The organism is Roseiarcus fermentans (assembly GCF_003315135.1).
GTDB classification, from domain to species: Bacteria; Pseudomonadota; Alphaproteobacteria; order Rhizobiales; family Beijerinckiaceae; genus Roseiarcus; species Roseiarcus fermentans.
Map to the genome: position 1 here is coordinate 1 of NZ_QNRK01000049.1, position 22,944 is coordinate 22,944.

General features: G+C 68.1%; 23 protein-coding genes. 11 read left to right on the top strand and 12 right to left on the bottom strand.

Annotated features, from left to right (window positions below; all coding sequences use genetic code 11):
* Positions 1-649: 649 nt before the first annotated feature.
* From DFR50_RS28350 to DFR50_RS28370, 5 genes are all read left to right on the top strand, one after another.
* A complete protein-coding gene (locus tag DFR50_RS28350; protein ID WP_170153428.1) occupies positions 650-1,408 on the top strand; it encodes a dienelactone hydrolase family protein in 759 nt (252 codons plus the stop codon).
* Between the two features lie 221 nt (positions 1,409-1,629).
* A complete protein-coding gene (locus DFR50_RS28355; RefSeq protein WP_245428192.1) occupies positions 1,630-2,472 on the top strand; it encodes a protein-L-isoaspartate O-methyltransferase family protein in 843 nt (280 codons plus the stop codon).
* Positions 2,473-2,607: 135 nt separating this feature from the next.
* Positions 2,608-3,633 (top strand): SDR family oxidoreductase, encoded by a 1,026-nt coding sequence (locus DFR50_RS28360; protein ID WP_113893175.1) that lies wholly within the window; start codon positions 2,608-2,610, stop codon positions 3,631-3,633.
* Positions 3,634-3,697: 64 nt separating this feature from the next.
* Positions 3,698-4,723 (top strand): Lnb N-terminal periplasmic domain-containing protein, encoded by a 1,026-nt coding sequence (locus tag DFR50_RS28365; protein ID WP_113893177.1) that lies wholly within the window; start codon positions 3,698-3,700, stop codon positions 4,721-4,723.
* Positions 4,724-5,111: 388 nt separating this feature from the next.
* On the top strand, positions 5,112-5,705 hold the full coding sequence (locus DFR50_RS28370; protein ID WP_113893179.1) for a sce7726 family protein: 594 nt from the start codon (positions 5,112-5,114) through the stop codon (positions 5,703-5,705).
* Here DFR50_RS28370 and DFR50_RS28375 read toward each other — a convergent pair.
* The 10 genes from DFR50_RS28375 to DFR50_RS28420 all read right to left on the bottom strand — a co-directional run bounded on the left by DFR50_RS28375 (position 5,659) and on the right by DFR50_RS28420 (position 15,902).
* Positions 5,659-6,744, bottom strand: a complete 1,086-nt coding sequence (locus tag DFR50_RS28375; protein WP_113893181.1) for a beta family protein — start codon at positions 6,742-6,744, stop codon at positions 5,659-5,661. The two genes, DFR50_RS28370 and DFR50_RS28375, sit on opposite strands and share 47 nt — an antisense overlap.
* A complete protein-coding gene (locus DFR50_RS28380) occupies positions 6,731-8,008 on the bottom strand; it encodes an XRE family transcriptional regulator (protein ID WP_113893183.1) in 1,278 nt (425 codons plus the stop codon). The genes DFR50_RS28375 and DFR50_RS28380 overlap by 14 nt, the downstream gene beginning before the upstream one ends.
* Positions 8,005-8,484, bottom strand: coding sequence for a DUF6932 family protein (locus tag DFR50_RS28385; protein ID WP_113893185.1), 480 nt, complete (start codon positions 8,482-8,484; stop codon positions 8,005-8,007). The genes DFR50_RS28380 and DFR50_RS28385 overlap by 4 nt, the downstream gene beginning before the upstream one ends.
* A gap of 298 nt (positions 8,485-8,782) precedes the next feature.
* On the bottom strand, positions 8,783-9,490 hold the full coding sequence (locus DFR50_RS28390) for an ABC transporter ATP-binding protein (RefSeq protein ID WP_113893254.1): 708 nt from the start codon (positions 9,488-9,490) through the stop codon (positions 8,783-8,785).
* A gap of 137 nt (positions 9,491-9,627) precedes the next feature.
* Complete coding sequence (locus DFR50_RS28395; protein ID WP_113893187.1) at positions 9,628-10,383, bottom strand: ABC transporter ATP-binding protein; 756 nt, start codon at positions 10,381-10,383, stop codon at positions 9,628-9,630.
* A complete protein-coding gene (locus DFR50_RS28400) occupies positions 10,380-11,396 on the bottom strand; it encodes a branched-chain amino acid ABC transporter permease (protein ID WP_113893189.1) in 1,017 nt (338 codons plus the stop codon). The genes DFR50_RS28395 and DFR50_RS28400 overlap by 4 nt, the downstream gene beginning before the upstream one ends.
* Complete coding sequence (locus tag DFR50_RS28405) at positions 11,393-12,256, bottom strand: branched-chain amino acid ABC transporter permease (RefSeq protein WP_113893191.1); 864 nt, start codon at positions 12,254-12,256, stop codon at positions 11,393-11,395. The genes DFR50_RS28400 and DFR50_RS28405 overlap by 4 nt, the downstream gene beginning before the upstream one ends.
* Positions 12,257-12,437: 181 nt before the next feature.
* Positions 12,438-13,613: an ABC transporter substrate-binding protein gene (locus tag DFR50_RS28410; RefSeq protein WP_113893257.1), complete on the bottom strand. Its 1,176-nt coding sequence runs from the start codon at positions 13,611-13,613 to the stop codon at positions 12,438-12,440.
* 84 nt (positions 13,614-13,697) lie between these two features.
* Positions 13,698-14,615, bottom strand: a complete 918-nt coding sequence (locus tag DFR50_RS28415) for an NAD(P)-dependent oxidoreductase (protein ID WP_245428194.1) — start codon at positions 14,613-14,615, stop codon at positions 13,698-13,700.
* Positions 14,616-14,726: 111 nt separating this feature from the next.
* Positions 14,727-15,902 (bottom strand): cytochrome P450, encoded by a 1,176-nt coding sequence (locus DFR50_RS28420; RefSeq protein ID WP_113893195.1) that lies wholly within the window; start codon positions 15,900-15,902, stop codon positions 14,727-14,729.
* Between the two features lie 162 nt (positions 15,903-16,064).
* Here DFR50_RS28420 and DFR50_RS28425 point away from each other — a divergent pair, with 162 nt between their 5' ends.
* Both DFR50_RS28425 and DFR50_RS28430 read left to right on the top strand, forming a co-directional pair.
* Positions 16,065-16,985: a helix-turn-helix domain-containing protein gene (locus DFR50_RS28425; RefSeq protein WP_113893197.1), complete on the top strand. Its 921-nt coding sequence runs from the start codon at positions 16,065-16,067 to the stop codon at positions 16,983-16,985.
* Positions 16,986-17,060: 75 nt separating this feature from the next.
* Positions 17,061-17,183 carry a hypothetical protein gene (locus DFR50_RS28430; RefSeq protein WP_245428197.1) on the top strand — a complete coding sequence of 41 codons (123 nt, stop codon included), beginning with the start codon at positions 17,061-17,063 and terminating at the stop codon, positions 17,181-17,183.
* Between the two features lie 60 nt (positions 17,184-17,243).
* Here DFR50_RS28430 and DFR50_RS28435 read toward each other — a convergent pair whose 3' ends face one another.
* Entirely contained in the window at positions 17,244-17,534 is a 291-nt protein-coding gene (locus DFR50_RS28435; RefSeq protein ID WP_113893199.1) for a hypothetical protein, read from the bottom strand.
* Between the two features lie 40 nt (positions 17,535-17,574).
* Positions 17,575-18,543 (bottom strand): LysR family transcriptional regulator, encoded by a 969-nt coding sequence (locus DFR50_RS28440; RefSeq protein ID WP_113893261.1) that lies wholly within the window; start codon positions 18,541-18,543, stop codon positions 17,575-17,577.
* 82 nt (positions 18,544-18,625) lie between these two features.
* On the opposite strand from DFR50_RS28440, the gene DFR50_RS28445 reads away from it, so the two are divergent.
* From DFR50_RS28445 to DFR50_RS28460, 4 genes are all read left to right on the top strand, one after another.
* Positions 18,626-18,985, top strand: a complete 360-nt coding sequence (locus DFR50_RS28445) for a protocatechuate 4,5-dioxygenase subunit alpha (protein ID WP_113893201.1) — start codon at positions 18,626-18,628, stop codon at positions 18,983-18,985.
* A 13-nt stretch (positions 18,986-18,998) separates the two neighbouring features.
* A complete protein-coding gene (locus DFR50_RS28450; RefSeq protein WP_113893203.1) occupies positions 18,999-19,835 on the top strand; it encodes a class III extradiol dioxygenase family protein in 837 nt (278 codons plus the stop codon).
* 120 nt (positions 19,836-19,955) lie between these two features.
* Positions 19,956-20,978 carry an SDR family oxidoreductase gene (locus DFR50_RS28455; protein ID WP_113893205.1) on the top strand — a complete coding sequence of 341 codons (1,023 nt, stop codon included), beginning with the start codon at positions 19,956-19,958 and terminating at the stop codon, positions 20,976-20,978.
* Positions 20,978-22,789, top strand: coding sequence for a glycoside hydrolase family 15 protein (locus DFR50_RS28460; RefSeq protein ID WP_113893207.1), 1,812 nt, complete (start codon positions 20,978-20,980; stop codon positions 22,787-22,789). The genes DFR50_RS28455 and DFR50_RS28460 overlap by 1 nt, the downstream gene beginning before the upstream one ends.
* Positions 22,790-22,944: the final 155 nt, after the last annotated feature.

Below are 22,944 nucleotides of genomic sequence, written 5' to 3' on the forward strand. Positions count from 1 at the left end.
GCCGTTTTGCGGGTTGCGCGCGAGCATGGTAACCGGAGCAGAGCGCCGGGCGTTGTCGTCGAGGCGGTCGTCGACCGCGTCGGTCGCGGTCGCTGGCCGACGCGCGGGGCGCGCGAGGTCGATCGATCCGCGGGAAGGGCTTCTCCGTGCATCCCCGCATTCTGATGGTGATTCTGGAAAATAGCAATATAAATCTCGAATAATCTGTTTTTCGGATTACGAGCCCGTGCCGGTCGCCGGTCCGGCCCGCGCGTCTCCGCTTGCAAGCCAGTTTTTACCTGAAGTATTCTGTATGATTGGCTGCTCGCCAAAAGCTGGAGCTCCGCCGCGCGCTCGCCCGGGAGCTGGACACGCCAGAGGCGCGGGCGACGCCCCCGGGGCGCGGGCGCGCTGCTGGAGGAGGCGGGCGGCGCCGCGGAGGCGTTCAGCCGTCGGCAGCCGGTTTCCGACGCGGCAGACATCATCGGGGCGATCGACGCGATGTCGACCCGCCTTCAACGGTCGTAGCCTTGCGCGTCGCCCCGGCTGTCGCCCAAGGGGCGCGGCGGGGAAGGGCCGCCCGCAACGGCCTTCCCCGGGCGCCTGTTCCCTTTCCGCGCGAAAGTCCCTAAGCCGGCGGCGTGACGCCTTCGCCGCCCGGACCGACTCCTTGCGCTTCCTCCCCATCCTCCTCGCCGTCGCAGCGCTCGCCCTGCTCGCCGCGCCCTGCCGAGCGTCGCCCGACCGGATTGTGTCGTTCGAGAGCGCCGCAGGCGAGGCGATCCGCGGCGCTCTCTCGATGCCCTCCGGCGCCGGGCCGTTTCCGGCGGTCGTGCTGCTGCATTCGTGCCTCGGCCTGCCGTCCAACCGGCGCGCGATCGAAACCGCGCTCGCCGACGCCGGTTACGCGGCGCTGTTCGTCGACGAGTTTTCCACCCGCGGCCTGAAGGAGACCTGTGCGGTCGACTTCCCGCAGCTCGTTGCCGACGCGTTCGGGGCGCTCGCCTTTCTCGCCGGGCGGCCGGACGTCGATTCGGCGCGCATTGCGGTCGTGGGTTTCTCGCAGGGCGGCGACGGGGCGCTCGCGGCCGCGGCGTCGCCAGCGGGCGCGAACGGGCTCGCCTTCCAGGCGGCGGCGGCCTTCTACCCCCCTTGCGCCAACGAAGCGGGGAAAAGGCTCGCGATTCCGACCCTGATCGTGGTCGGGTCCGCCGACACGGTGACGCCGGCGGCAGACTGCCGGCGGCTCGCGCAGGGGCAAGACAACGTCCGGCTCTCCGTCCTCCCCGCCGCGGGCCATTGCTTCGACGATCCGGCCTTCGCGGGAGGAAAAAGCGTGATGGGGATGATGCTACGCTACGACGCCGCGGCGGCGCGGCGGGGCATGGCGGGGCTGATCGCCTTCCTGCACGACAGCCTCGGGCGCTGAATACGGGTAACCCAAGCTGTAAGGGGGGTCGCGGCGCTCAACGGAGGGGGCCGCGTCCCCGGGCGGCGGGACGCCGCCCCTCCCGGGGCGCGCCCCTCGGCTCCTCACAAACACCCCCCTCTGCAGTTACGAAAAAGGGCTTTCGCCGCGCCTTTCACGTTCGCGCCACAAACTTGGCCGATTGCGGGGCCTTCAGAGACACGAAGGGGTGAGCCGAGGGGATGATTCGAAGACGCGATTTCCTGATCCGCGCGGGCGCGGCTGCGCTCGCTTCGCCATTCGCCGCCGCGACCGCGTTCGCCCGCGACCTCGCGCCGCCGCTCGCCGACAAGGCCGCCTTCGTCGCCTGGGGCAAGGCGAACACCCGCGAGGACCCGGTCTATCTCGAGCGCCGCTTCGACCGCTACAAGGAGGTCCTGTCGTTCAACGACCTCTATACGGCGGCCGAGAAGCGCGCCTTCCTGCTCACCCCGCGCCAGGAATTCACCCGGCCCGAGGACAAGGACCAGGCCTACGTCGCCCACTACATCGACATCGGCTTCGGCGTCACCATCACCCCGCCCGGCACGATGGGGCGGATGACCAGCGCGCTCCAGATCCGCAACGGCGAGAAGGTGCTCGAGATCGGCACCGGCTCCGGCTACCAGTCGGCGCTGCTGACCTACCTCACCCCGCGGGTCTATTCGATCGAGATCATTCCCGAGCTCGCGGCGCGCACGCGCGGCGTCTACGACCGGCTGATCGCCTCGGGCTACAGCGAATATTCCAACATCGCCACCCGCAGCGCCGACGGCTATTTCGGCTGGGCCGAGGCCGCGCCGTTCGACAAGATCATCGTCACCTGCGGCATCGACCACATCCCGCCGCCGCTGCTGCAGCAGCTCAAGCCCGACGGAATCATGGTCATTCCCGTCGGCCCGCCCGGCGCGCAGCACATCTTGAAGGTGGTCAAGAAGGCGGGCGCGGACGGGCCGTCGGTCGCGCGGTCCGACATTTTCGGCGGCAAGGTCATTCCGTTCGTGCCGCTGACCGGCGGCCATCAGACCAACGACGGCGCGGGCTAGCGCCGGATGAATTGAGGTCCGTCAATGCGAGTGACCCCCGGGCTCTTCGACCCGGGGGTCGCTCGCAATGACGGCGGTGTTTCCACCTGATTTCATCATGTTCCAACGATGCATTCGGGCTTCAGGGAGAAGCGCATGAGTCTCGTTCTCGTCACCGGCGGATCCGGCTTCATCGGCGGCCACTGCGCCTTGCAGGCCCTGGCCGCGGGCCATTCGGTCCGCGCCACCCTGCGCAATCCCGCTCGCGGCGAGGCGGTGCGCGGTCAGCTGGCGCGGGCCGGCGCGCAGGGGCTCGACCGCCTCTCCTTCGCCGCCGCCGACCTCGAGCGCGACGCGGGCTGGCCGGAGGCGGTCGCCGGCTGCGACTTCGTCCTGCACGTCGCCTCGCCGTTTCCGTTCTCCGTGCCGAAGCACGAGGACGACCTGATCCGGCCGGCCCGCGACGGGGCGTTGAGGGTCCTTTCGGCCGCGCGCGCCGCCGGGGTCAAGCGGGTCGTGCTGACCTCGTCGTTCGCCGCGGTCGGCTACGGCCATCCCGAGCAGGCCGCCCCGTTCGATGAGACGAGCTGGACGAACCTCAAGGGGGAGGGCCTGACCGCCTACGTCAAGTCGAAGACGATCGCCGAGCGCGCCGCCTGGGACTTCGTCGCCAGGGAAGGCGGGCCGGAGCTCGCCGTGGTCAATCCGGTCGGGGTGTTCGGGCCGGCGCTCGGGCCGGACACGTCGACCTCGATCATGATCGTCCAGCGCATGCTGAACGGCGCGATGCCGGGCCTGCCGCACCTGCGCTTCGGGGTGGTCGACGTGCGCGACGTCGCCGACCTGCACCTCAGCGCCATGACCGATGCGCGCGCCAAGGGCGAACGCTTCCTCGCGGTCGCCGGCGACTTCCTGACCCTCGCCGACATGGCGCGCATTCTGAAGACGCGTCTCGGCGACAAGGCGAAGCGCGCGACGACGCGCGAGCTGCCCGACTGGCTGGTGCGGCTGGTCTCGCTCGCCGACTCCTCCGTCCAGCAGATCGTTCCGGAACTCGGCAAGGTGAAGAACGCCACCGCCGACAAGGCGAAGCGGCTGCTCGGCTGGTCGCCGCGCTCGCGCGAGGACGCCCTCGTCGCCACCGCCGAAAGCCTGATCAAGCTCGGCCTCGTCAAGAGCTGACGGCGACCTGCGCCTGCCGTAAGGACGGAATGCGGCGGGCGCGCCGGGAGTGCGGGGGGAAATCATGACAGCGGGCCGCGTCGTTTCGGCGATCCTGATGCTTCTCCTGGCGCTCCTGATCGTCGCGCCGATCGGACTGTGGAGCGCGTTGGCGCTGTGGTTCCGCTGTCCCGGGCCGGATGCGGTCCGGGCGGTCGCGGCGGGGTTCGCCGCGGTCGCCGCAATCGCCGCGATCGTCGCGCTGTTCACCCGCCTGCGCTGGCGCGCGCTCGGCGCCTTCGCGCTCGCCTTCGCCGGGATTCTCGTCTGGTGGAGCACGATCACGCCGCCGCAGGGCGGAAACTGGACCGCCGACGTCGCCCGGCAGACGACCGGGACGATCGACGGCGATATTTTGACGCTCACCGACGTGCGCGACTTCGACTGGCGCTCCGACGACGACTTCACGGAAGCCTGGGAGACGCGCCGCTACGACCTGTCGAAGCTGAAGGCGCTCGACCTCATCCTGTCCTACTGGGCCGGGCCGCAGATGGCCCATCTGATCATGAGCTTCGAATTCGACGACGGGCAGGTGCTGGCCTGGTCGCTCGAGGTCCGGCGCGAGAAGGGCAGCGTCTATTCGCCGGTCGCCGACGCTTTTCGCTCGCACACGCTGGTGTCGATCGCGGCGACCGAGCGCGACGTGGTGCGGCTGCGCTCGAACGTGCGCGGCGAGGACGTCCAGCTCTACCGGCTGCGCGCCTCGCCCGCGGCGATCCGCACCCTGCTGGTCGGCTATGTCGACGAAGCCGACGCGCTCGCCCGCGAACCGCGCTGGTACAATTCACTCACCACCAATTGCACCACCGCCGTCACCCGGCTCATTCGCAGCCTCGGCGGCGTGCTGCCGTTCGACTGGCGGCTGATCGTCAACGGCTACCTGCCGAGCTACCTCTACGACCACGGCGCGGTGACCAACGCCATTCCGCTCGCCGAGCTGATCGAGCGGGCGCGGATCGACGCGCGCGCGAAGGCGGCCGACGGGTCGCCCGACTTCTCGCGGCTGATCCGGGTCGGCGTCCCGGCGCCGGACGGCAAGCCGTTGATGTAAGAGGGCGTCGCCTGTTACGGCAGGCGACGCCGGCGTGCGTGGCGGCGGCTGGCGGAGCATGAAAGGACGTAACGCGCAATTTGCGCTCGTTGCCGGAAGACTTGGCGAACGTGTTCCCGCTCGCTCCGGCACGGCAGGGGGCGCCGCTTCTGCGCGTCGGCCCGCCCGCGAGGGACGGCGGGACTGCGCAAATTGCGGACGTTGGCGGAGGACTTGGCGGACGGGTCAAGGCCTCCCCCTTGCTGCCCTTCCCGGTTGGTCACCCGACGCGACGAGAGCGCCAGTGCGTACGTCCTGATGTCGATCGTCTTCTCCGGATGAGCCAAAATGCTGGTTGGCTCGACGACGAAAATTCGGCTAATAAAGATTTTGGGGGAAGACCGCACTGATGATGACGAAGAGTGGCGACATAGAAATTCGCTCCGCGCTGCACATGAAGTACCTGCGTCGCGTACGAGCCAATCCTCAAACCATTGTGATTGACGAGTTGGGGCTTGCTCATGCGAAAAGTCGTATCGACGTGGCCGTGATAAACGGGTCCATCCACGGCTACGAAATCAAGAGCGCCAAGGATACGTTGGACCGTCTGGCGGCACAAATCGACATCTATCGGCAAACGCTTGAGAAGCTCACTTTCGTTGCTGCGTCAAAGCATGTTTCAGCCGTCGTTGAACATTCGCCTCAGTGGTGCGGCGTGATGGCTGCTGAGTACGGGCCAAGGGGGAGCATGAGCTTTCAGGTCGTGCGCAATGCGGCAGTCAATCCCGATGTCGATCCGGTGATGGTGGCGCACCTTCTTTGGCGCGATGAGGTAATCGATCTTCTAAGTAGTATCGGCTATCCGGCCAAGGACTTGAGACGACCGAGAAAGCAACTTTACAATATCCTCTGCGAAGTTATGACTTTGCGTCAAATCACCGTGTCGATACGATGTTTTATGTTGCGGCGTAAAACTTGGCGAGATCATCAAGAACGTGCGTGATGTGGTGGTTAATTGTAACGAACTTCCAGAATGGCTGATTGCTAGGCCCTTTAGTGTGAGCAGCACATTTGGCGATGTAATCATCGCCGCTTGAAAAGTGGTCCCCCTTGAACTTGCCCGACGCCACGATGGATGCACAGTGATCGTGCATCTGGCTAGGATTGTCTCGGAAAGACCCGCCTTTTCTTACCTCCCATTCCGCAATTGTGGTGTAAACAAGCTTCCCGGCCGACTTGATCTTGCGCATGTCCAACGGCGCGAAGTCCGGATGCACAATCGTGTAATCGCCGAAATTCGGCCGCCGCATGCCGGCCGGAAGCTTATCGATCAGCGTCTGGTAAAAGAGCCAGTCGTGCCGCGGCAACTGGTTAGCCCCCTTAGCCACGTCCTTGAAGGTCTGCGGGATGGCCGTGCCGATGACCACGAAATTTCGAAATACACTAAGATCGCCAAGGCGGCGCATCGCGGCGACCAGCGCGCCCGCAAAGACGTTGTACGGCTCGAAATTGGGCGCGCCTAGGTCGATAATCAGATCAACCTCGCCAAGCGGCACGCCAAGCAATTTAGCTAAAGCCTCTACGCGACTGCGGGCGTCCGCCTTCATCATGTCTTCCAACCGGATGGCGATCGCGACTCCAAGTCCATCCGTCGCGAGAACCGCCCGTACGGACTTGACAAGGGGGCCTGAGAAATCAAGCAGAACCGCAGGAATTGCGCGTGCTTTAAATACCCGCAGAGCTTCAAAGACATATGCGAAAATATCACGGCCGTCTCCCATTGGCTTGCCTAAAATACTCGGATGCACTCCGACCCACGCAGCGCGCTTCCCCCACTTCGCGTTGAAGCGGGCTGCAAACGGATGGACATGCTCCTGAACGGTTTTTTTTGGCTGCCACAATTCAAAATCGAATTCGACCTCAGGAATGCTAATGTAAGGCACTAGGCGGTCCCTGACCGTTGCCGGTAGGCGCGCTAGCGCCTGATATTCGCCCTGACGCCAACGCAGTGCCGGAACATACATCCCACTAGTCAAGATCATCGCCCGCCTCCTCAAGCTGGGAACGCACCTGACCTTGGCCAACCAATTTGTTCAGGATGGTGTAATTCCCGCGCTCCTTACGGATGCGACCCGCAATGATACTTGGATCAATTCCGATCGTCTCCGCATCGATCCTAACCGCCTCTTCAGAAAGCCCGAAGCGCGATAGGCACTGGTCCCACAAGCCTTGGGGTATCAACCGATCAAGGGCGAAGTTGTCAGCCTCTACCTCGATCTTATCGGTATCGCTCGCACTTTCTTCGTCGAAGAAGTCGAAGCGATGCCCGTCGAATAGATGCAGAAAAATGTGCCCCAGTTCGTGCATCAGTACGAACCAAAAATTGTCCAACCGGTCGTGCCGCAGCGTGAGTCCGACAACGGGAGCTTCTCCATCAGCCAGCATGGCCGCGCCGTCGAGGTAGGTCCCTGGCAGATGCCGCTCAGCAACCAGCACGATGCCTCGATCGGCGAGAAGATCGCGGGCGCGCGCCGGCCCGTCACTGAGTTGAGTCATCTGCACCAAACCCGGCAGCCACCGGTCATCCAACTCGAAGGTGCCGACTCCTCCAGCATCGATCTTTGCTCGCGCGCGCTCTAGTACGCGTGCCTGCCATGCGAGCAACGCGTATTCGTTTGGCACATTGCCACTCCGCATCTTTTTGCGGTGAAGCGCTGTCGCGAACTGAGGCCCGGCCGAGCGCAGGAAATACTCCTTCACCTTCTCGATCGGGTTCGAATTGCGTGGCAAATCGAACCACTTGCGTTTTATCATTTCCCTATAGGGAAATTGGCCCCAAGCGATGTCGTCGGAATCGCCCCAAACGAAGACCGATCCGTCACCCTGCCTTGGCCCCTCGAAACTTCCTGCCGCCTTGACACCAACGGCTCGCGCCACCTCAACAAGCCGCGCCAAGCTCGCGCCCATGTAATCTGTCGCCTCGTAACGCTGCACTTGTTGTGGCTTCATAGAGAGCTTCTCGGCAAGGTCGGTCTGGCTCATTCCTGATGAGATCCGCGCCTGCACGAGCACGCGCGGCAACTCTTCGAGAGAAGAAGTTTTCGAGAAGGAACTTTGACCAGATTTAAGCAGATCGTACTCCGCAACTTCAGCCTCGATGTCCGCGATTTGACTTTTCAGCGCGTCGATCTCCGCTTGCCTGAGCCAAAGCTGATCTGCGGCGTGATCCTCTGCGGATGCAAGCGCATTCCGCAACTTTGAGAGTTGTGCACTCGCTACGCTGCGCTGCTTGTCGCTATAGATCATGGCTGCACCTTCCTCGAAAGAAACGGATCGGCCGGAAGCTGAATAGAGAGAATTCCTTTTTGTTTGCCTGTGAAACGATCGATTTGAAAAAAATCAACAAATGCCTGTCCGACATCCGTACACATCATTGACGAAGGGAAGAACTCGCCTTTGAACCTCCGCTTCTGAGCCTCGCGGCCATTCTGGAATTGCAAGAAAACCGCATCGAGTAACGCCCGGTTCACGCCGCTAGGGTCCCAGCATGCATCAAAATCGCCTGGTTTCGGTTTCCCTGACACGTAACTGCCGTCGAGATAGACCGTCCGGCATCCTGCTCGCAGCAGACTCCCGCACGCATCAACCAAACCATCAAACAACTCGCGTCTCCAGGCGTCGGTGGCGAAGGCCACCCCCACTTCGTTGAGGCTCGCCGGGTGTATCCCGGCGGGCAGTACAGGCCACGGCGAACCGGGAAGAGGGGCGAGGACAGGAATCATCTCTTACAACAATAATGTTGTATCATCTAAAACGCAAGTCCTCTAAAAACGCGTGAAGCGCGACTATCTCCTGCCACCGCAACCGGAGTAGGCGATCGGCGGTTCCAAGGCCGGCATTCCCGACAGATGATTGTGACGCAGCGGGCGACGTCGCGCCCGCAGGCAGCGCGCGCTTTCTGACCCACTTTCGCCGTTCGCACTCCGCGATCCGCAACGTCTGCGTCGATTCCCCGACATTCCATTGCGAACGCGGAACAACCCTCGTGTCGAAGGGAGCCGGCCGGCCGGCCCGGCCCCCTCACCCCTTCCGGCTCGCCGTCAGATGCGCGTCGAGCGCGGCCGGGTCGGCGAGCAGGTCGGCGCTCGGGGCTTCGTGGGCGATCGCGCCGCGGTCGAGCACGATGGCGTGGTCGGTGAACGGCAGGATCTTCTTCGGCTTCTGCTCGACGATGATCATCGACAGGCCCGCCTTCGCGAGCTCCCGCAGCGCCGCCAGCAGCTCGTCGACGATGATCGGCGCGAGGCCCTCGGTCGGCTCGTCGAGCAGCAGCAGGCGCGGATTCAGCATCAGGGCGCGGCCGATCGCCAGCATCTGCTGCTCGCCGCCCGACAATTGCCGGCCGCCGTTGGTGCGCCGCTCCTCGAGCCGCGGAAACAGGTCGTACACGCGCCGGACCGTCCAGGGTCCGGGGACGGCGACCGCGGTCAGGTTCTCTTCCACCGTCAGCGACCGAAAAATGTTGCGCTCCTGCGGCGTCCAGCCGATTCCTGCGTGAGCGCGAGCGTGCGGCGTGAGCGTCGTGATGTCCCGGCCGCCCAGGGACATGCGGCCGGAGAAGCGCGTCGTCACCCCGACCAGCGTGTCGATCAGCGTGGTCTTGCCGACGCCGTTGCGGCCGAGCAGCGCGAGAGACCGGCCATCCTCGAGCGCGAAGTCGAGCCCCTGGATGACGCGGGCCTCGCCGTAGCCGGCGGAGAGGTTTTCCACCCGGAGCAGCTCAGCCATGACGACGTCCCGGCGCGGCGCGTTCCGCCCGCGCCCATAGGCGCCCAACATCCCCGCGCTCGCGAGCGCCCTGGGGCGGCGAGACGCCGTCCCTGCCGTTTCGCGCCTCGTCCGCGGGCCGGACCGGGGACATTTGCTCAGCCATGACCGTCCTCGCCGAGATAGACGGCGCGCACCCGCTCGTCCTTCGCGATCGTCTCCGGATCGCCCTCGGTCAGCAGCCGTCCCGCGACCAGCACCGAAATGCGCGTCGCGAAGGTGAAGACGAGGTCCATGTCGTGCTCGATCAAGAGGATCGCGACCTCGGCGGGGAGGGCGGCGAGGGCTGCGAGAATGTCCTGCCGCTCTTCCTCCGGGACGCCCGCGGCCGGCTCGTCGAGCAGCAGCACGCGCGGCCGGGTCGCGAGCGCCAGGGCGATCTCGAGCAGCCGCTGCTTGCCGTAGGCGAGCCTGTGGGTCGGGACGTCCATGTCGGCTTCGAGCCCGAAGCGGGTGATCAGATCCTCGATCTCGGCGACGATCGCGGCCCTGGTTCCCGCCACCCGCCAGAAATCGGCGCCGGAGCGGTTGCGCTCGGAGATCGCGAGGCCGAGCGACTCGATCGGCGTCAGATGGGGAAAGAGCTGGTTGATCTGGAAGGTGCGCGACAGGCCGAGCCGGACGCGCTCGCTCGCCGACACGGCGGTGACGTCCTGGCCGTTCAGGACGACATGGCCCTCGGTCGGCTTGATCACGCCGGTCAGAAGGTTGATCAGCGTCGTCTTGCCGGCGCCGTTGGGGCCGATCAAGGCCTGCCGCGCCCCGGGCTGAAGCGCGAAGGACACGCTGTCGGTGGCGAGCAGCGCGCCGAACTGCTTCATCAATCCGCGCGCTTCGAGGGCCGGCCTGCTCATGCCGCGCCCCGTCCTGCGGCCTTCGGCCACACGAGGGCGGCGCGGCTGAGCACGATGTCGCGCAGGCGCTCGCGGCCGACCAGCACCAGCGCCACCAGCAGGAGCCCGATCCAGAACTCCCAATATTCCGGGGTCGCGGCCGAGATGACGTCGCGCAGCACGATGAACATCGCCGCGCCGATGATCCCGCCGTACAGGTAGCCCGCGCCGCCGATGATCAGCATCAGCAGTCCGTCGGCCGAGCGGTGGAAGTCGAACAGATCGAGCGACACGATCTGCGTGGTCTGGGCGAGCAGCGCTCCGGCCGCGCCGGCATAGGCCGCTGATACGGTGTAGATCGCGACGATGCGCCAGCCGGTGGCGATGCCGAGCGCGCCGGCCCGAAGCCGGTTCTCGCGGATCGCCGCGAGCGCCAGCCCGAACGGCGACTGGCGCAGCCGGCGCGCGAGCGCGAACAGGACGAAGAGGACAACGAAGCTGTAGAGCGCCGCGTTGCGCTGGCCGGTGAAGCCGATCGGGAACAGGCCGAGCACCGGGCTCATGGAAAAGTTCAGGCCGTCGGCGCCGCCGGTGAGCCAGGCGCTGCGGTTGGCGAGTTCGCCGAGCATCAGCGACACGCCGAGCGTCACCATGAGCCGGGCGAGGTCGGCGCCGCGCAGCAGCAGCGGCGCGGTGACGAAGCCGAGCGCGCCGGCGGCGAGCGCGCCGACGGCGAGCCCGAGCGTCGGATCGCCGAGATCCTTGCTGGCGAGGATGGCGGCGGCATAGGCGCCGACGCCGAGGAAGGCCGCCTGCCCGAGCGACACGATGCCGGCGAGGCCGAGAATGAGGTCGAGCGACAGGGCGAACAGCCCGGCGATAACGATCTCGTTGATCAGCGCCGCCCGAGACGGAAAGGCGAGAATCGTTCCCAGCGCCGCGAGCCAGAAGACGATCTCGATCGCCCGCCAGCGGCGGCGCCGGGCGAGATGCGCCTCGATCCGGCGGGCGACCGCCGAGGATGCGCCGCTCATCGGCCGTCCCCGCGGGAGAACAGGCCCTGCGGCCGGACGATCAGGGTCGCGACCATGACGCCGTAAATGATGAACGCGCCGATCGACGGGATGTAGTACTTGCCGGCGACGTCGAGGACGCCGAGCAAGAGCGCGCCGAACAGCGCGCCGAGAATGCCGTTCGAGCCGCCGATGGTGACGACGATCAGCATCGCCACCAGGAACTTGAGCGGGAAGGACGGATCGACGCCGCCGACGACATCGGCCGCCAGCGCGCCGCCGAGGCCCGCCAGGCCCGAGCCGACCGCGAACGTGATGGCGAAGATGCGGTCGACGTCGATGCCGAGCCCGTTGGCCACGCGGGCGTCGTCGACCGCCGCCCGGAGCTGCGCCCCGAAACGGGTCCTGACCAGGAAGATCTGGAGCGCCGCCGCGATCGCCCCGCAGACGCCGACGATGAACAGCCGGTAGCGGCTGATCCCGACCCCATACAGGCTGAGGCTGCCGGAGAGCCAGTCCGGCAGGTGGACCTGCCGCGCCTCGGCGCCGAGCCAATAATCGGCGATCGGCATCGCCATCAGCACGAGGCCGATGGTGAACAGCACCTGGTCGAGCGGGCTCGCGCCATAGAGGCGGCGGTACAGCGTGCGCTCGAGGACGATTCCGAGGATCGCTGGGACAAGGAACGCCGCCGGCAGCGTGACGAGGAACGGCGCGCCGAGGCGCTCCATCAGCAGCGCCGTGACGTAGCCGCCGACCATGGCGAAGGCGCCGTGGGCGAGGTTGATGAAGTTCATCAGCCCCAGCGTCACCGAGAGCCCGCTCGCCAGCACGAACAGCAGCATGCCGTAGGCGACGCCGTCGAACAGGATCGTCAGCATCGGCGGCTGTCCATGTCATGCCCGCGTATGCCGGCCTCCGGAGCCGCGCGGCCGCCGCTTTGGAAGCGGCGGTCCGCGCAACCGGACTCGACTTCACGCGGCGAGTCTGGATCCCCGCTTTCGCAGGGGCGACAGAAGCCGAGACTGGGGCGACGCTTCTCCACGGCCGGGGCCGACGCCGCTAATGCTTGCCCGCCTTGTAGGGGTCCTTCACGTCGGGAATGGTCGCGAACTCGACGTTGTAGAGCGCCCCGTCGGTCTTCTCGACCTTGCGGACGTAGATGTTCTGCACGATGTCGCGGGTTTCGGGGTCGATCGAGACCGGGCCGCGCGGGCTCGTCCAGCTCATGCCCTTCATCGCCGCGAGCAGCGCCGGGCCGCTCGCGTCGCCCTTGGTCTTTTCGAGCGCCCGGTAGACGAGATCCATGCCGTCATAGGCCGCGACCGCCATGAAGTTGGGGCGCATGCCGGCGTTGGCCTTCTCGAAGGCGGCGACGAACGCCTTGTTCTCGGGCGAATCGTGGGCGGCGGAATAGTGGTGCGCGGTCACGGCGCCGAGCGCCGCGTCGCCGATGTCGGCGAGCTGGTCGTCGTCGGTGACGTCGCCGGTTCCGATCAGCTTGACGCCCGCCTTGTCGAGCCCGCGCTCGACGAACTGCTTCATGAACACCGAGCCGAAGCCCGACGGCACGAACACGAACACCGCGTCCGGCTTGTCATCGGCGACGCGCTGCAGGAACGGGGCGAAGTCCGGGTTCTTCAGCGGCGCCCGGATTCTCTCCACAATCGTCCCGCCGCCCTTTTCGAACGTCTCCCCGAACCATTTCTCGGCGTCGACGCCCGGGCCGTAGTCGGTGACGATGGTGACGACCTTCTTGACGCCGTTGTTCAAGGCCCATTGCGCCATCGGCGCCGAGGCCTGCGGCAGCGTGAACGAGGTGCGCACGATGAAGGGCGATTTTTCGGTGATGCTCGCGGTCGCGGCGGCGGTGACGATCTCCGGGACTTTCGCTTCCGTCGCGATCGGCGCGGCGGCGAGCGCCAGCGGCGTCAGCCCGAAGCCCATCAGCGCCGCGGCGTGATCGTTGGCGACCAGGTCCTGCGCGAGGCGCTTGGTGACGTCGGCGGCGCCGGTGTCGTCCTTGACCGCGAGCACGATTGTCTTGCCGGCGACCGTGTCGCCGTGCTGCTGGAGGTAGAGCTCCGCGCCGGCCTTCTCCTGCTTGCCGGTCGAAGCCGAAGGGCCCGTCATCGGAAGGATCATGCCGATCGTCACGCTGTTGTCGTCGGCGAGCGCGGGGCTTGCCGCGAGCAGCGCCGCGAGCGCGACGCAGAGCGTGCTGGTCCTGGCGGTCATCTTCGTTCCTCCCTCAAAGCCGAGCATGGTTTGGACGGTTCTTGTGCGCGACGTTAGCGGCCCGCGACCGCGAGCGAAAGACGGTCACGGCTGCCGCGGCGGCAGGCGGGCGAGAATCTTGTCGGCAAGGATGCGATAGTCCGCCGCCTCCTCGGGCGTGGCGGCGAGGCGGAGCTCGCCGATCGCCTGCTGCCATCCGACCGAGGCGGCGGACATGGCGGGATCGAGGCCGAGCAGCTCGACGGTCAGCGCCGCCTCGCGCATCTCGGCCGCGCGCCGGACGCCGTGGGTCATCACGCGTTCGAGCATGTAGGCCGAGCGGGCCTTCCAGTCGAAGCCCGGATAGGTGTCGTCGAGCGAGTCGAGCACCGTGTCGATGACCCCCGCCTTCGTCCCGGCGAGCACGCATTCGGCGACCAGCGCCTCGAGCCCCTTCATCATGATCGAGCGGATCATCTTGATCGCCGAGGCCGAGCCGACCGGCCCGTCGTGGATCGCCGCCGCCATGCCGAGCCCGGCGAGCACGGGGAGCGCGGCTTCGGCGTGCGGCCCGCTGATCAGCAGCGGGGTGCGGTGGAGGCGCGGGTGGACCGGGGCCATGACCGCCACGTCGACGTAGCGGCCGCCCGCCGCGTCGACCGCTTTCGCGCTGCGCGCCTTGGTCTGCGGGGCGCAGGAATCGCAGTCGAAGAAAAAGGCGCCGGGCGCGAGCCCCGGCAGAGCGGCGATCGCGGCCTCGTGCGCAGAATCCGCCGTCACGACGGAGAAGACCGAGGTCGCGCCGGCGACCGCCGCGGGCGCTGTCGAGGCGCCGATCACGTTCGCCCTGACGTAGTCCGCGCGCTTGCCCTCGCGCACGGCGGCGTCGGGCGAATCGGTCTTGATGTCGTAGGCGGCGAGCGTGGCGACGAAGCCGGGCTCCGTGCGCCAGCCGGCGAGGAACGCCTGCGCAGCCTCGCCGAATCCGATGAACGCGATCGCCCTCGCGCTGTCCGCCGTCATGCTCGCGTCACCCATCGTGTTCCCGGAAGGCGGACGGCCAACCCGTCGAGGCGGCGCACGCCGCTCGACCGCGAGCGGGAGAGGTCGCCGCCGCCTCGAGCCGCCAAGGCTCTAGTGGACCGCAAGCTCCAGCGCCAGAGGGCTGCGGAAGGTCGAGGACGGCATCCAGGCGAGCTGATCGGCGACGCGGGCGTAACGGGGCACGACCTTGTGGAACTCCTCGAAGGCGATTTTGGTGGCGAGCCGCGCGATCGACGTGCCGAGGCAGGCGTGCACGCCGCCGCCGAAGCCGAGATGCCCGCGCGGCTTGCGCGCGATGTCGTAGCGGTCGGGATCGGGAAACTGGCGCTCGTCGCGGTTGCCCGAGCCGTAGGCGAGGCAAACGAAGTCGCCTTCCCGCATCGTCTGGCCGTGCAGTTCGACGTCGCGCATCAGGCGGCGCTTGAAGCGCTGGGCGGAGGTGTTGAAGCGCAGGCTCTCCTCGATCGCGTCCGCGAGCAGGGCGGGGTCGGCCACCACCGCCTCGCGCGCTTCGGCGAAGGTCGCGAGATTATAGGCGAACATCATCATGAAGCCGCCGAGCGATTCGACGCCCGCCATGATCAGGGTCGTGGTGGTGAGCAGCACCTCGCGCTCGTCGAGCTTGTCGCCGTCGATCTCGGCGGAGGCGAAGTTCGAGATCAGGTCGTTGCGCGGCTCGGCGCGGCGCATCGCGATCACCCTGGCGGCGTAGTCGCGCATCCATTCGAAGGCGGCCAGGTGCTCGGGCCCCTTGGCGCGGGTGCGCGGGTCGCTCTGCACCATGATGACCGCCTTCTCGCGCACCGTCTCCTCGTCGACGATCGCCTCGTCGCCCATCGGCAGGCCGAGCGCGGCGGCGAGGACGCGGACGGTGAATTTGGCGGAATAGTCCTTGAAGTCGAACGTCGTCTCGCCGCGCAACTCCTCGGCCGCGCCGCGGGCGATGTCGCGGATCGGGTCGGCGAGGCCGTCGAGGTTGCGCTTCATGAAGGCGTAATTGACGAGCGCGCGCAGGCGGTCGTGGCGCGGCGGGTCGGTGGTGCCCAGCGTCGCGCCGGCGCGGTTCGGCAGCTCGGTCATCATGTTGCCGCTGGCCGACGAAAAGGTCTTCCAGTCCTGCCCGGCCCCGACGATGTCGGCGAACCGCGTCAGAATCCACATCTGCGCTTCCTCCGAGAAGAAGCACGGCGCGGCGGCGCGCAGGCGCTTGTAATAAGGGAACGGATCGGCGTCGACGGACGGCGAATAGGGATCGAAACGCAGCATGGGCTCCCCCCGGTTATTCTTTGGCGGCAGGATAGCGCCGGGGGCGGCGCGGCGCCCGGTCGAAACCATGTGCAAAAGTTGCACTTTTCGATCAAACTTTGCGTCTGAGGCGCGCCTGGCCCCGCAAGGCCCGCCGCCGAAGGCGTTCAGGACCGTCGATCGATGACCGCCCCCTCCGCGAGCCGCCCCGCGGCTCGCCGCCGCCCCGCCGCGATCCCGAGCTTCTCGCTCTACGGCGAGGACCCGGAGCCGGGGCGCGAGCGTCTCCACATCGAGGACATCCCGTCGCGCAGCCGGCTGTACGATTGGGAGATCCGGCCGCACGTCCACCACGGGCTCTACCAGACGGTGTGGCTGGCGCGCGGCGGGGCCGCCGTCGCGCTCGACGAATGGCGGGGCGAGGTGGCGGCGCCGGCGGCGGTGATCGCGCCGCCGGGCGTGGTGCACGGCTTCCGCTTCGCGCCGGACGCCGACGGGCATGTGCTGACCTTGAGCGCGCGGTTCCTGGTCGAGGGCGAGGCGGAGGCCTCCGCCGCCTTCCGCGCCCTGTTCCTCGCCCCGGGCGTGGTGACGCTTCCCCGCGACGATCCCGCGGTCGGGCGGATCGACGGGCTCGTGCGCCAGCTCGCAGCCGAATTCGCCTCGCCCGGCGCGGCGGCGTCGCCGGCGCCCGCCTGGCTCGCCCGCGCCGTGGTGTGGCGCCTCGCCGAGGCGCGCGACCGGATCGGACGGGCCAGCGAGCGGGGCCATCGCCACCAGGCGCTGTTCTCGCGCTTCCTGCTGCTGGTCGAAGCCCACCTGCTCGAGCGCTGGCCGCTCGAACGCTACGCCGTCGCCCTCGGGCTCTCGACGCAGCGGCTGAACCGGCTCGCGCGCGCCGAAAGCGGGCGGTCGGCGCTCGAGATCGTGCACGAGCGGCTGACGCGCGAGGCGTGCCGGAAGCTCACCTGGATCGCGGCGCCGGCGGAGACGCTGGCGGCCGAGCTCGGCTTCGACGACCCGGCCTATTTCAACCGCTTCTTCAAGCGCCGGACCGGGCTGACGCCGCGGGCGTGGCGGGAGCGGCAGCGGGCCGCGCCGTGAGGGCCTTCCGTCCGGGGGGCGCGGCGCAGGCAAAGCGGCGTCAGCGCCGACACGGCGCTGCGCCTGGCCAAGGCGCTGGGGACGACGGCGGAACTCTGGCTCAATCTGCAAGCCGACTATGATCTTCAGGTCGCGGGACGCGGCCTCGGCAAAATCCTCGACGGCATCGAGCCGGTGAACAAGCCCGAGGCGGCCTGACCGGAGCTTGTTCACGCGCCCGCCGGGCAAATGGCCCGCCCGAAACGCCAGCCGCGGCTTCTACCGCCCCGCGGCCGCGAATCCAGCCTGCAGTTCGTCCGGCGTCATGCACGGCGTCAGATGCACTTCGCAGCCCAGGTCGAACAAGGGCTCGCCGATCTCCACCTGCTGGTTCGCGCTCGTCATGTCGAAGACGATGTAGCCCGCCCGCATGCCGTCCTCGGTGGAGAAATAGACCGCCTCCGGCTTCAGCTTTTCGACGAGGGCGCCGATCGCCCTCTGCATCGCGCCGGACTGGATCGCATCGCTTCCGTCGGTGGCGTCGATCACCATCCGCAGCATCATCCTCATGGCCGCCTCCCTGGTTGTGGGTCGCGACATTTCGTCGCGCCTAATCAACCTCCTCCCCGCGGCGTTCCGTGTCAACGGCGCGCGCGCTCGCCGCGCTTCCCCGCGCCCGCGCCCCGACCGGCTTCGCCGCCGCCTCCACCTGCGCCCGCATCCAGCGGTGGGCCGGGTCGTCGTGATCCCGCCGGCTCCAGATCAGGAACATCGGCAAGGGCGGGCAGGCGACCGGCGGCGGGGCGCTGGCCAGACCCTGAAACGGGCCGAACCGCAACAGGCTCGGCGCGGTCGCGACGAGGTCGCCGCCGCGCAGGAAGGCGGGCACGCCGGCGAAGCTCGGAACCGTCACGACGAAGCGCCGCTGGACGCCGCTCGTCGCCAGATGGGCGTCGAGATCGAGCGCCCGCCGCGGCTCGTAGACCACGGTGACGTGGTCGGCCGCGAGGTAATCGTCGCGCGTGCTCGGGGCCGCACGCCGCTCCGGATCGTAAAACACCCGGTAACGGTCCTGAAACAGGCGCTTCTGCATGATGTCGGCCCCCTGGGGCGGCCGCGGGCTGATGATCAGATGGCAGCGCTCGTCGCGCAGCATCTCGGCCGTCGGCACGTCGGACGGGACGATGCGCAGCGCCACGCCCGGCGCGCGCTGGCGCAAGGCCGCGACCAGCCCCGGCAGCAGCGCGTCGCGCTGCAGGTCGTTGGCGGCGATGACGAAGGTCGTCCGCCAACGCGCCGGGTCGAAGGTCTCGCAATGGGCGAAGCGTTCGAGATCGCGCAGGAGATCGCGCGCCCGCACCGCCAGCGCCTCCGCCCGCGCCGTCGCGACGATGCCGCGGCCGGACTTCACGAACAGCGGGTCGCCGACGATTTGCCTGAGCTTGCCGGCGAGGTGGCTGACCGCCGACTGCGTGACGCCGAGCTTTTGCGCGGCGCCGGTGACGGAGCCGGTTTCGGCGATCGCCACGAGGAGGCGAAGCAGCCGGGCGTCGAGATCCGACCAATCGAAATCGCTCATGCGATTCATGATTACGCATGCATTGTTGTTTGGCAATGGAACCGATATTCGGTTTGGAAATCGTTATTCTCGGGAGGGTCCCATGGCAGGGTCGCAGGCAATCTTCGGCACGACGCCGTTCGACGGAACGGTCGCGATGCGCGGCTACGCGCTGAACAGAATGTGCTTTTCCTTCAACAGCGCCGAGAACCGGGAGACGTTTCGCGCCGACGAGGAAGCCTACATGCGCGCCTACGGCCTCGACGAAGCCCAGGCCGAGGCGATCCGCAAGCGCGACGTGCTCGGCCTGCTCGCCGCGGGCGGCAACGTCTACTACCTCGCGAAATTCGCCGGCATCCTCGGCCTCGACGTGCAGGACCTTGGCGCGGCCCAGACCGGCCTGACCAAGGAGGCGTTCAAGGCGCGCCTCGTCGCCCAGAACGACCAGCCCGAAACGCTCTGAGAGGGAGGACACCATGGCAAGGATCGTCGGCGCGCTCGCAACCTCGCACATTCCCGCCATCGGCGGCGCCATCGCCCGGGGCCTGCAAAAGGAACCCTACTGGAAGCGATTCTTCGACGGCTTCGATCGGCCGCGCGAATGGCTCGCCAGGGAGAAGCCGGACGTCGTGGCGGTGTTCTACAACGACCACGGCCTCAACTTCTTCCTCGACAAGATGCCGACCTTCGCGGTCGGCGCGGCGGCGCAATACCGCAACGACGACGAGGGCTGGGGCATCCCGACCCTGCCGCCGTTCAAGGGCGTCCCGGAGCTCTCCTGGGCGATCATCGATCACCTGATCGCAAACGACTTCGACATCGTCACCTGCCAGGAGATGCTGGTCGACCACGCCTTCACGGTGCCGCTGAAACTGTTCTGGCCGGACGGCGACGCGCCGGCCGCCGTGCCGATCTGCATCAACACCGTGCAGTTCCCGCTGCCGAGCGCCAAACGCTGCTGGGCCATGGGTCGCGCGGTCGGCGAGGCGATCGCGGGCTGGGACAGGGATCTGAAGGTCGTCACCATCGGCTCGGGCGGCCTCAGCCACCAGCTCGAGGGCCAGCGCGCCGGCTTCATCAACAAGCCGTTCGACCTGAAATTCCTCGACACGATGGCCGACGACCCGGAATGGGCGACCCAGTTCAGCGTTCTGGAGCTGGTCGAGAAGACCGGCACGCAGGGCGTGGAGCTGATCAACTGGCTCGCCGCCCGGGCGGCGGCCTCGCCCGGCCCGATGCGCAAGGTCACCCAGACCTACCACATCCCGATCAGCAACACCGCGGCCGCCACGCTGGTGCTCGAGCCGGCGTGAACCGGGCGGGGAGGAGCGCCGCGACCCTCCGCCGGGCGCGGGGAACAATCGATCGGGACGGCTCGTTGTGACCTGGTCGGGCGCCGGAGGCGCTCGTTTGTCCTTGCCGCGAGCCAGACCATGGGGAGATCCCGGACTGTCTTCATCACGGGCGCGACCGCCGGCGTCGGCCGCGCCGTCGCCCGCCGGTTCGCCGGCGCGGGCGACCGCGTCGGCATTCTGGCGCGCGATCCCGAGGCGCTGGAGGAGGTCAGACGGGAACTCGCGGTCCTCGGGGCGGAGGCCGCCTGCGAATCGGTCGACGTCGCCGACGCGGACGCGGTGTTCGCGGCCGCGGCGCGACTCGAGGACACGCTCGGGCCGGTCGACGTCTGGATCAACGACGCGATGGAGACGGTGTTCTCGCGCGTCGCCGACATCAGCCCGGCCGAGTTCCAGCGGGTCACCGACGTCACCTATCTGGGCTTCGTCCACGGGACGATGGCGGCGCTGAAATCGATGCGGCCGCGAGGCCAGGGCCGCATCGTGCAGATGGGCTCCGCGCTGGCCTACCGCGGCATTCCGCTTCAGGCCGCCTATTGCGGCGCCAAGCACGCCATCCGCGGCTTCACCGACAGCCTGCGCGCCGAGTTGCTCGCCGAGGGCTCCCAAATCACAGTGACGATTGTCGAACTGCCGGCGGTCAACACGCCGCAGTTCGACTGGGCGCGGGCGCATCTCGGCAGGACCCCGCGGCCGATGGGGCGGCCGGTCGAGCCGGAAGCGGTGGCCGACGCGGTCTATCGCGCCACGGCCGGGCGCTGGCGGGAATACTGGCTGGGCTGGCCGACCATTCTGCTCATCCTCGGCGACTTCGTCCTGCCCGGCGCGCTCGACCGCTATCTGGCCGGCGCCGCGATCGAGGGGCAGCAGACCAAAACGCCGATTGCGCACGACCGTCCGGACAATCTCGACCATCCGGTGACGTCGCTTCACCGGGTGCGCGGATCGTTCGGCCGTGAGGCGGAAACCCATGCGCCGCTGGTCGTGGGCGAACTGGCCCGCCTCGGCGCGGTGGCCGCAGGCGCGCTGGTCTTCTTTGCCGCCGGCGCCCTGGTCATGGCGCGCCGCGGCGCGCGCCGCCGGCTGCAGGCGGCGGACTGATGCCCTGCCGGATCGAGGACTACGCCATCGTCGGCAATTGCGAGACCGTGGCGCTCGTCGGGCGCGACGGCTCGATCGACTGGCTGGGGCTGCCGCGCTTCGACAGCCCGGCCTGTTTCGCGGCGCTGCTCGGCGAGCCGAAGCACGGCCGGTGGCTGATCGCGCCGGCCGACGGGTCGGCGACGGCGACGCGCAGCTACCGCGGCGACACGCTGATTCTCGAGACGGTGTTCCGCACCGGCCGGGGCGCCGTCCGCGTCACCGACTTCATGGTCCGGCGCGACGGCGCAGCCGACCTCATGCGGATCGTGACCGGCCTCGAAGGCGAGGTCGCGATGCGCATGGAACTCGTCGTGCGCTTCGACTACGGCTCGATCGTCCCATGGGTTTCGCGGCAGGAGGACGGGCGGCTGCAATTCACGGCCGGACCGGACCGGCTCGTGCTCGACGCCGCGATCGCGACCCGCGGCGAGGATCGCCGGACGGTCGCCGACTTCTCGATCCGCTCCGGGCAGGAAACGAGCTTCAGCCTGACCTGGGCGCCGTCCTGGCGGCCCCCGCCGCAGGCGGCTGCGCCGCCGCCCGAGGCCCTGCGCGGCGTCGAGGCCGAGTGGACAGGCTGGGCGGGGACGTTCAGCGGGCGCTTCGCCGGGCGCGACGCCGTCCTGCGCTCGCTGCTGACCCTCAAATCGCTCGCGCACTGGGAGACGGGCGGGATCGTGGCGGCCGCCACGACCTCGCTGCCGGAACGGATCGGCGGCGAGCGCAACTGGGACTATCGCTTCTGCTGGCTGCGCGACGCGACGTTCACCCTGCTGGCGCTGATCGGCGCCGGATACCTCGATGAAGCCAAGGCCTGGCACGAATGGCTGTTGCGCGCGGTGGCGGGGTCGCCCGACGACGTCCAGACCATGTACGGCGTGGCGGGAGAGCGGCGGCTCGACGAATACGTGGTTCCGTGGCTGCCGGGCTACAGCGGCTCGGGCCCGGTCCGCATCGGCAACGCCGCCGTCGGGCAGCTCCAGCTCGACGTGTACGGCGAGGTGCTCGACACCTTCTATGTCGCCCGGCGCGCCGGGCTCGCGACCTCGCAATCCACCTGGGACCTCGAGTGCGCGCTCCTCGCCCATCTCGAAGCGATCTGGCGCGAACCCGACGAAGGCATCTGGGAGGTGCGGGGCGAGCGGCGGCACTTCACCCATTCGAAGGTGATGGCGTGGGTCGCCTTCGACCGCGCGGTGCGCTCGGTCGAGGCGTTCGGGCTGCAGGGTCCGGTCGAGCGCTGGCGGGAGGCGCGCGACGCCATCCACGCCAGCGTCTGCGAGCACGGCTTCGACAGCGCGCAGAACGCTTTCGTCCAGTCCTACGGCGCGAGCGCGCTCGACGCGAGCTGTCTCCTGATCCCGCTGGTCGGCTTCCTGCCGCCGGACGACCCGCGCGTCCGCGGCACCATCGCCGCCATCGAGCGCCAGCTGATGCGCGAGGGCCTGGTGCTGCGCTACGACACCGGCAGCGGCGCGGACGGTCTGCCGGCGGGCGAGGGCGCCTTCCTCGCCTGCAGCTTCTGGCTCGCCGACACCTACGCGCTCGCCGGGCGGCTCGACGACGCGCACGCCCTGTTCGACCGGCTGCTGGCGCTGCGCAACGACGTCGGCCTCCTGGCGGAAGAGTACGATCCGCACGAAAAACGCCAGCTCGGCAATTTTCCGCAGGCCTTTTCCCATCTCGCTTTGATCAACACCGCCCACAACCTCGCCAACGCCGATGGCCCGGCAAAGACCCGCGCCGACCGCTCGGCGACGGCCGGGTGAAGGAGCCGCATCGAACGGAGCGCCGAGCGATCGTGCCGGGACAGCCTGCCCATCTCAGCCCCGCGACCGCAGGGGTTCGGGCACGCCACAGCCGTGATAATCAATCGTGAACCGCTGGATCGGCTCGAGCTTCCCGGTCCCGCCGGCCCCGGTCG

Coding starts and splice junctions, on each gene's coding strand:
- DFR50_RS28355 (WP_245428192.1), top strand. CDS start 1,630: ATGATTCGAAGACGCGATTTCCTGATCCGCGCGGGCGCGGCTGCGCTC.
- DFR50_RS28360 (WP_113893175.1), top strand. CDS start 2,608: ATGAGTCTCGTTCTCGTCACCGGCGGATCCGGCTTCATCGGCGGCCAC.
- DFR50_RS28365 (WP_113893177.1), top strand. CDS start 3,698: ATGACAGCGGGCCGCGTCGTTTCGGCGATCCTGATGCTTCTCCTGGCG.
- DFR50_RS28370 (WP_113893179.1), top strand. CDS start 5,112: ATGATGACGAAGAGTGGCGACATAGAAATTCGCTCCGCGCTGCACATG.
- DFR50_RS28375 (WP_113893181.1), bottom strand. CDS start 6,744: ATGATCTTGACTAGTGGGATGTATGTTCCGGCACTGCGTTGGCGTCAG.
- DFR50_RS28380 (WP_113893183.1), bottom strand. CDS start 8,008: ATGATCTATAGCGACAAGCAGCGCAGCGTAGCGAGTGCACAACTCTCA.
- DFR50_RS28385 (WP_113893185.1), bottom strand. CDS start 8,484: ATGATTCCTGTCCTCGCCCCTCTTCCCGGTTCGCCGTGGCCTGTACTG.
- DFR50_RS28390 (WP_113893254.1), bottom strand. CDS start 9,490: ATGGCTGAGCTGCTCCGGGTGGAAAACCTCTCCGCCGGCTACGGCGAG.
- DFR50_RS28395 (WP_113893187.1), bottom strand. CDS start 10,383: ATGAGCAGGCCGGCCCTCGAAGCGCGCGGATTGATGAAGCAGTTCGGC.
- DFR50_RS28400 (WP_113893189.1), bottom strand. CDS start 11,396: ATGAGCGGCGCATCCTCGGCGGTCGCCCGCCGGATCGAGGCGCATCTC.
- DFR50_RS28405 (WP_113893191.1), bottom strand. CDS start 12,256: ATGCTGACGATCCTGTTCGACGGCGTCGCCTACGGCATGCTGCTGTTC.
- DFR50_RS28410 (WP_113893257.1), bottom strand. CDS start 13,613: ATGACCGCCAGGACCAGCACGCTCTGCGTCGCGCTCGCGGCGCTGCTC.
- DFR50_RS28415 (WP_245428194.1), bottom strand. CDS start 14,615: ATGACGGCGGACAGCGCGAGGGCGATCGCGTTCATCGGATTCGGCGAG.
- DFR50_RS28420 (WP_113893195.1), bottom strand. CDS start 15,902: ATGCTGCGTTTCGATCCCTATTCGCCGTCCGTCGACGCCGATCCGTTC.
- DFR50_RS28425 (WP_113893197.1), top strand. CDS start 16,065: ATGACCGCCCCCTCCGCGAGCCGCCCCGCGGCTCGCCGCCGCCCCGCC.
- DFR50_RS28435 (WP_113893199.1), bottom strand. CDS start 17,534: ATGAGGATGATGCTGCGGATGGTGATCGACGCCACCGACGGAAGCGAT.
- DFR50_RS28440 (WP_113893261.1), bottom strand. CDS start 18,543: ATGAGCGATTTCGATTGGTCGGATCTCGACGCCCGGCTGCTTCGCCTC.
- DFR50_RS28445 (WP_113893201.1), top strand. CDS start 18,626: ATGGCAGGGTCGCAGGCAATCTTCGGCACGACGCCGTTCGACGGAACG.
- DFR50_RS28450 (WP_113893203.1), top strand. CDS start 18,999: ATGGCAAGGATCGTCGGCGCGCTCGCAACCTCGCACATTCCCGCCATC.
- DFR50_RS28455 (WP_113893205.1), top strand. CDS start 19,956: ATGGGGAGATCCCGGACTGTCTTCATCACGGGCGCGACCGCCGGCGTC.
- DFR50_RS28460 (WP_113893207.1), top strand. CDS start 20,978: ATGCCCTGCCGGATCGAGGACTACGCCATCGTCGGCAATTGCGAGACC.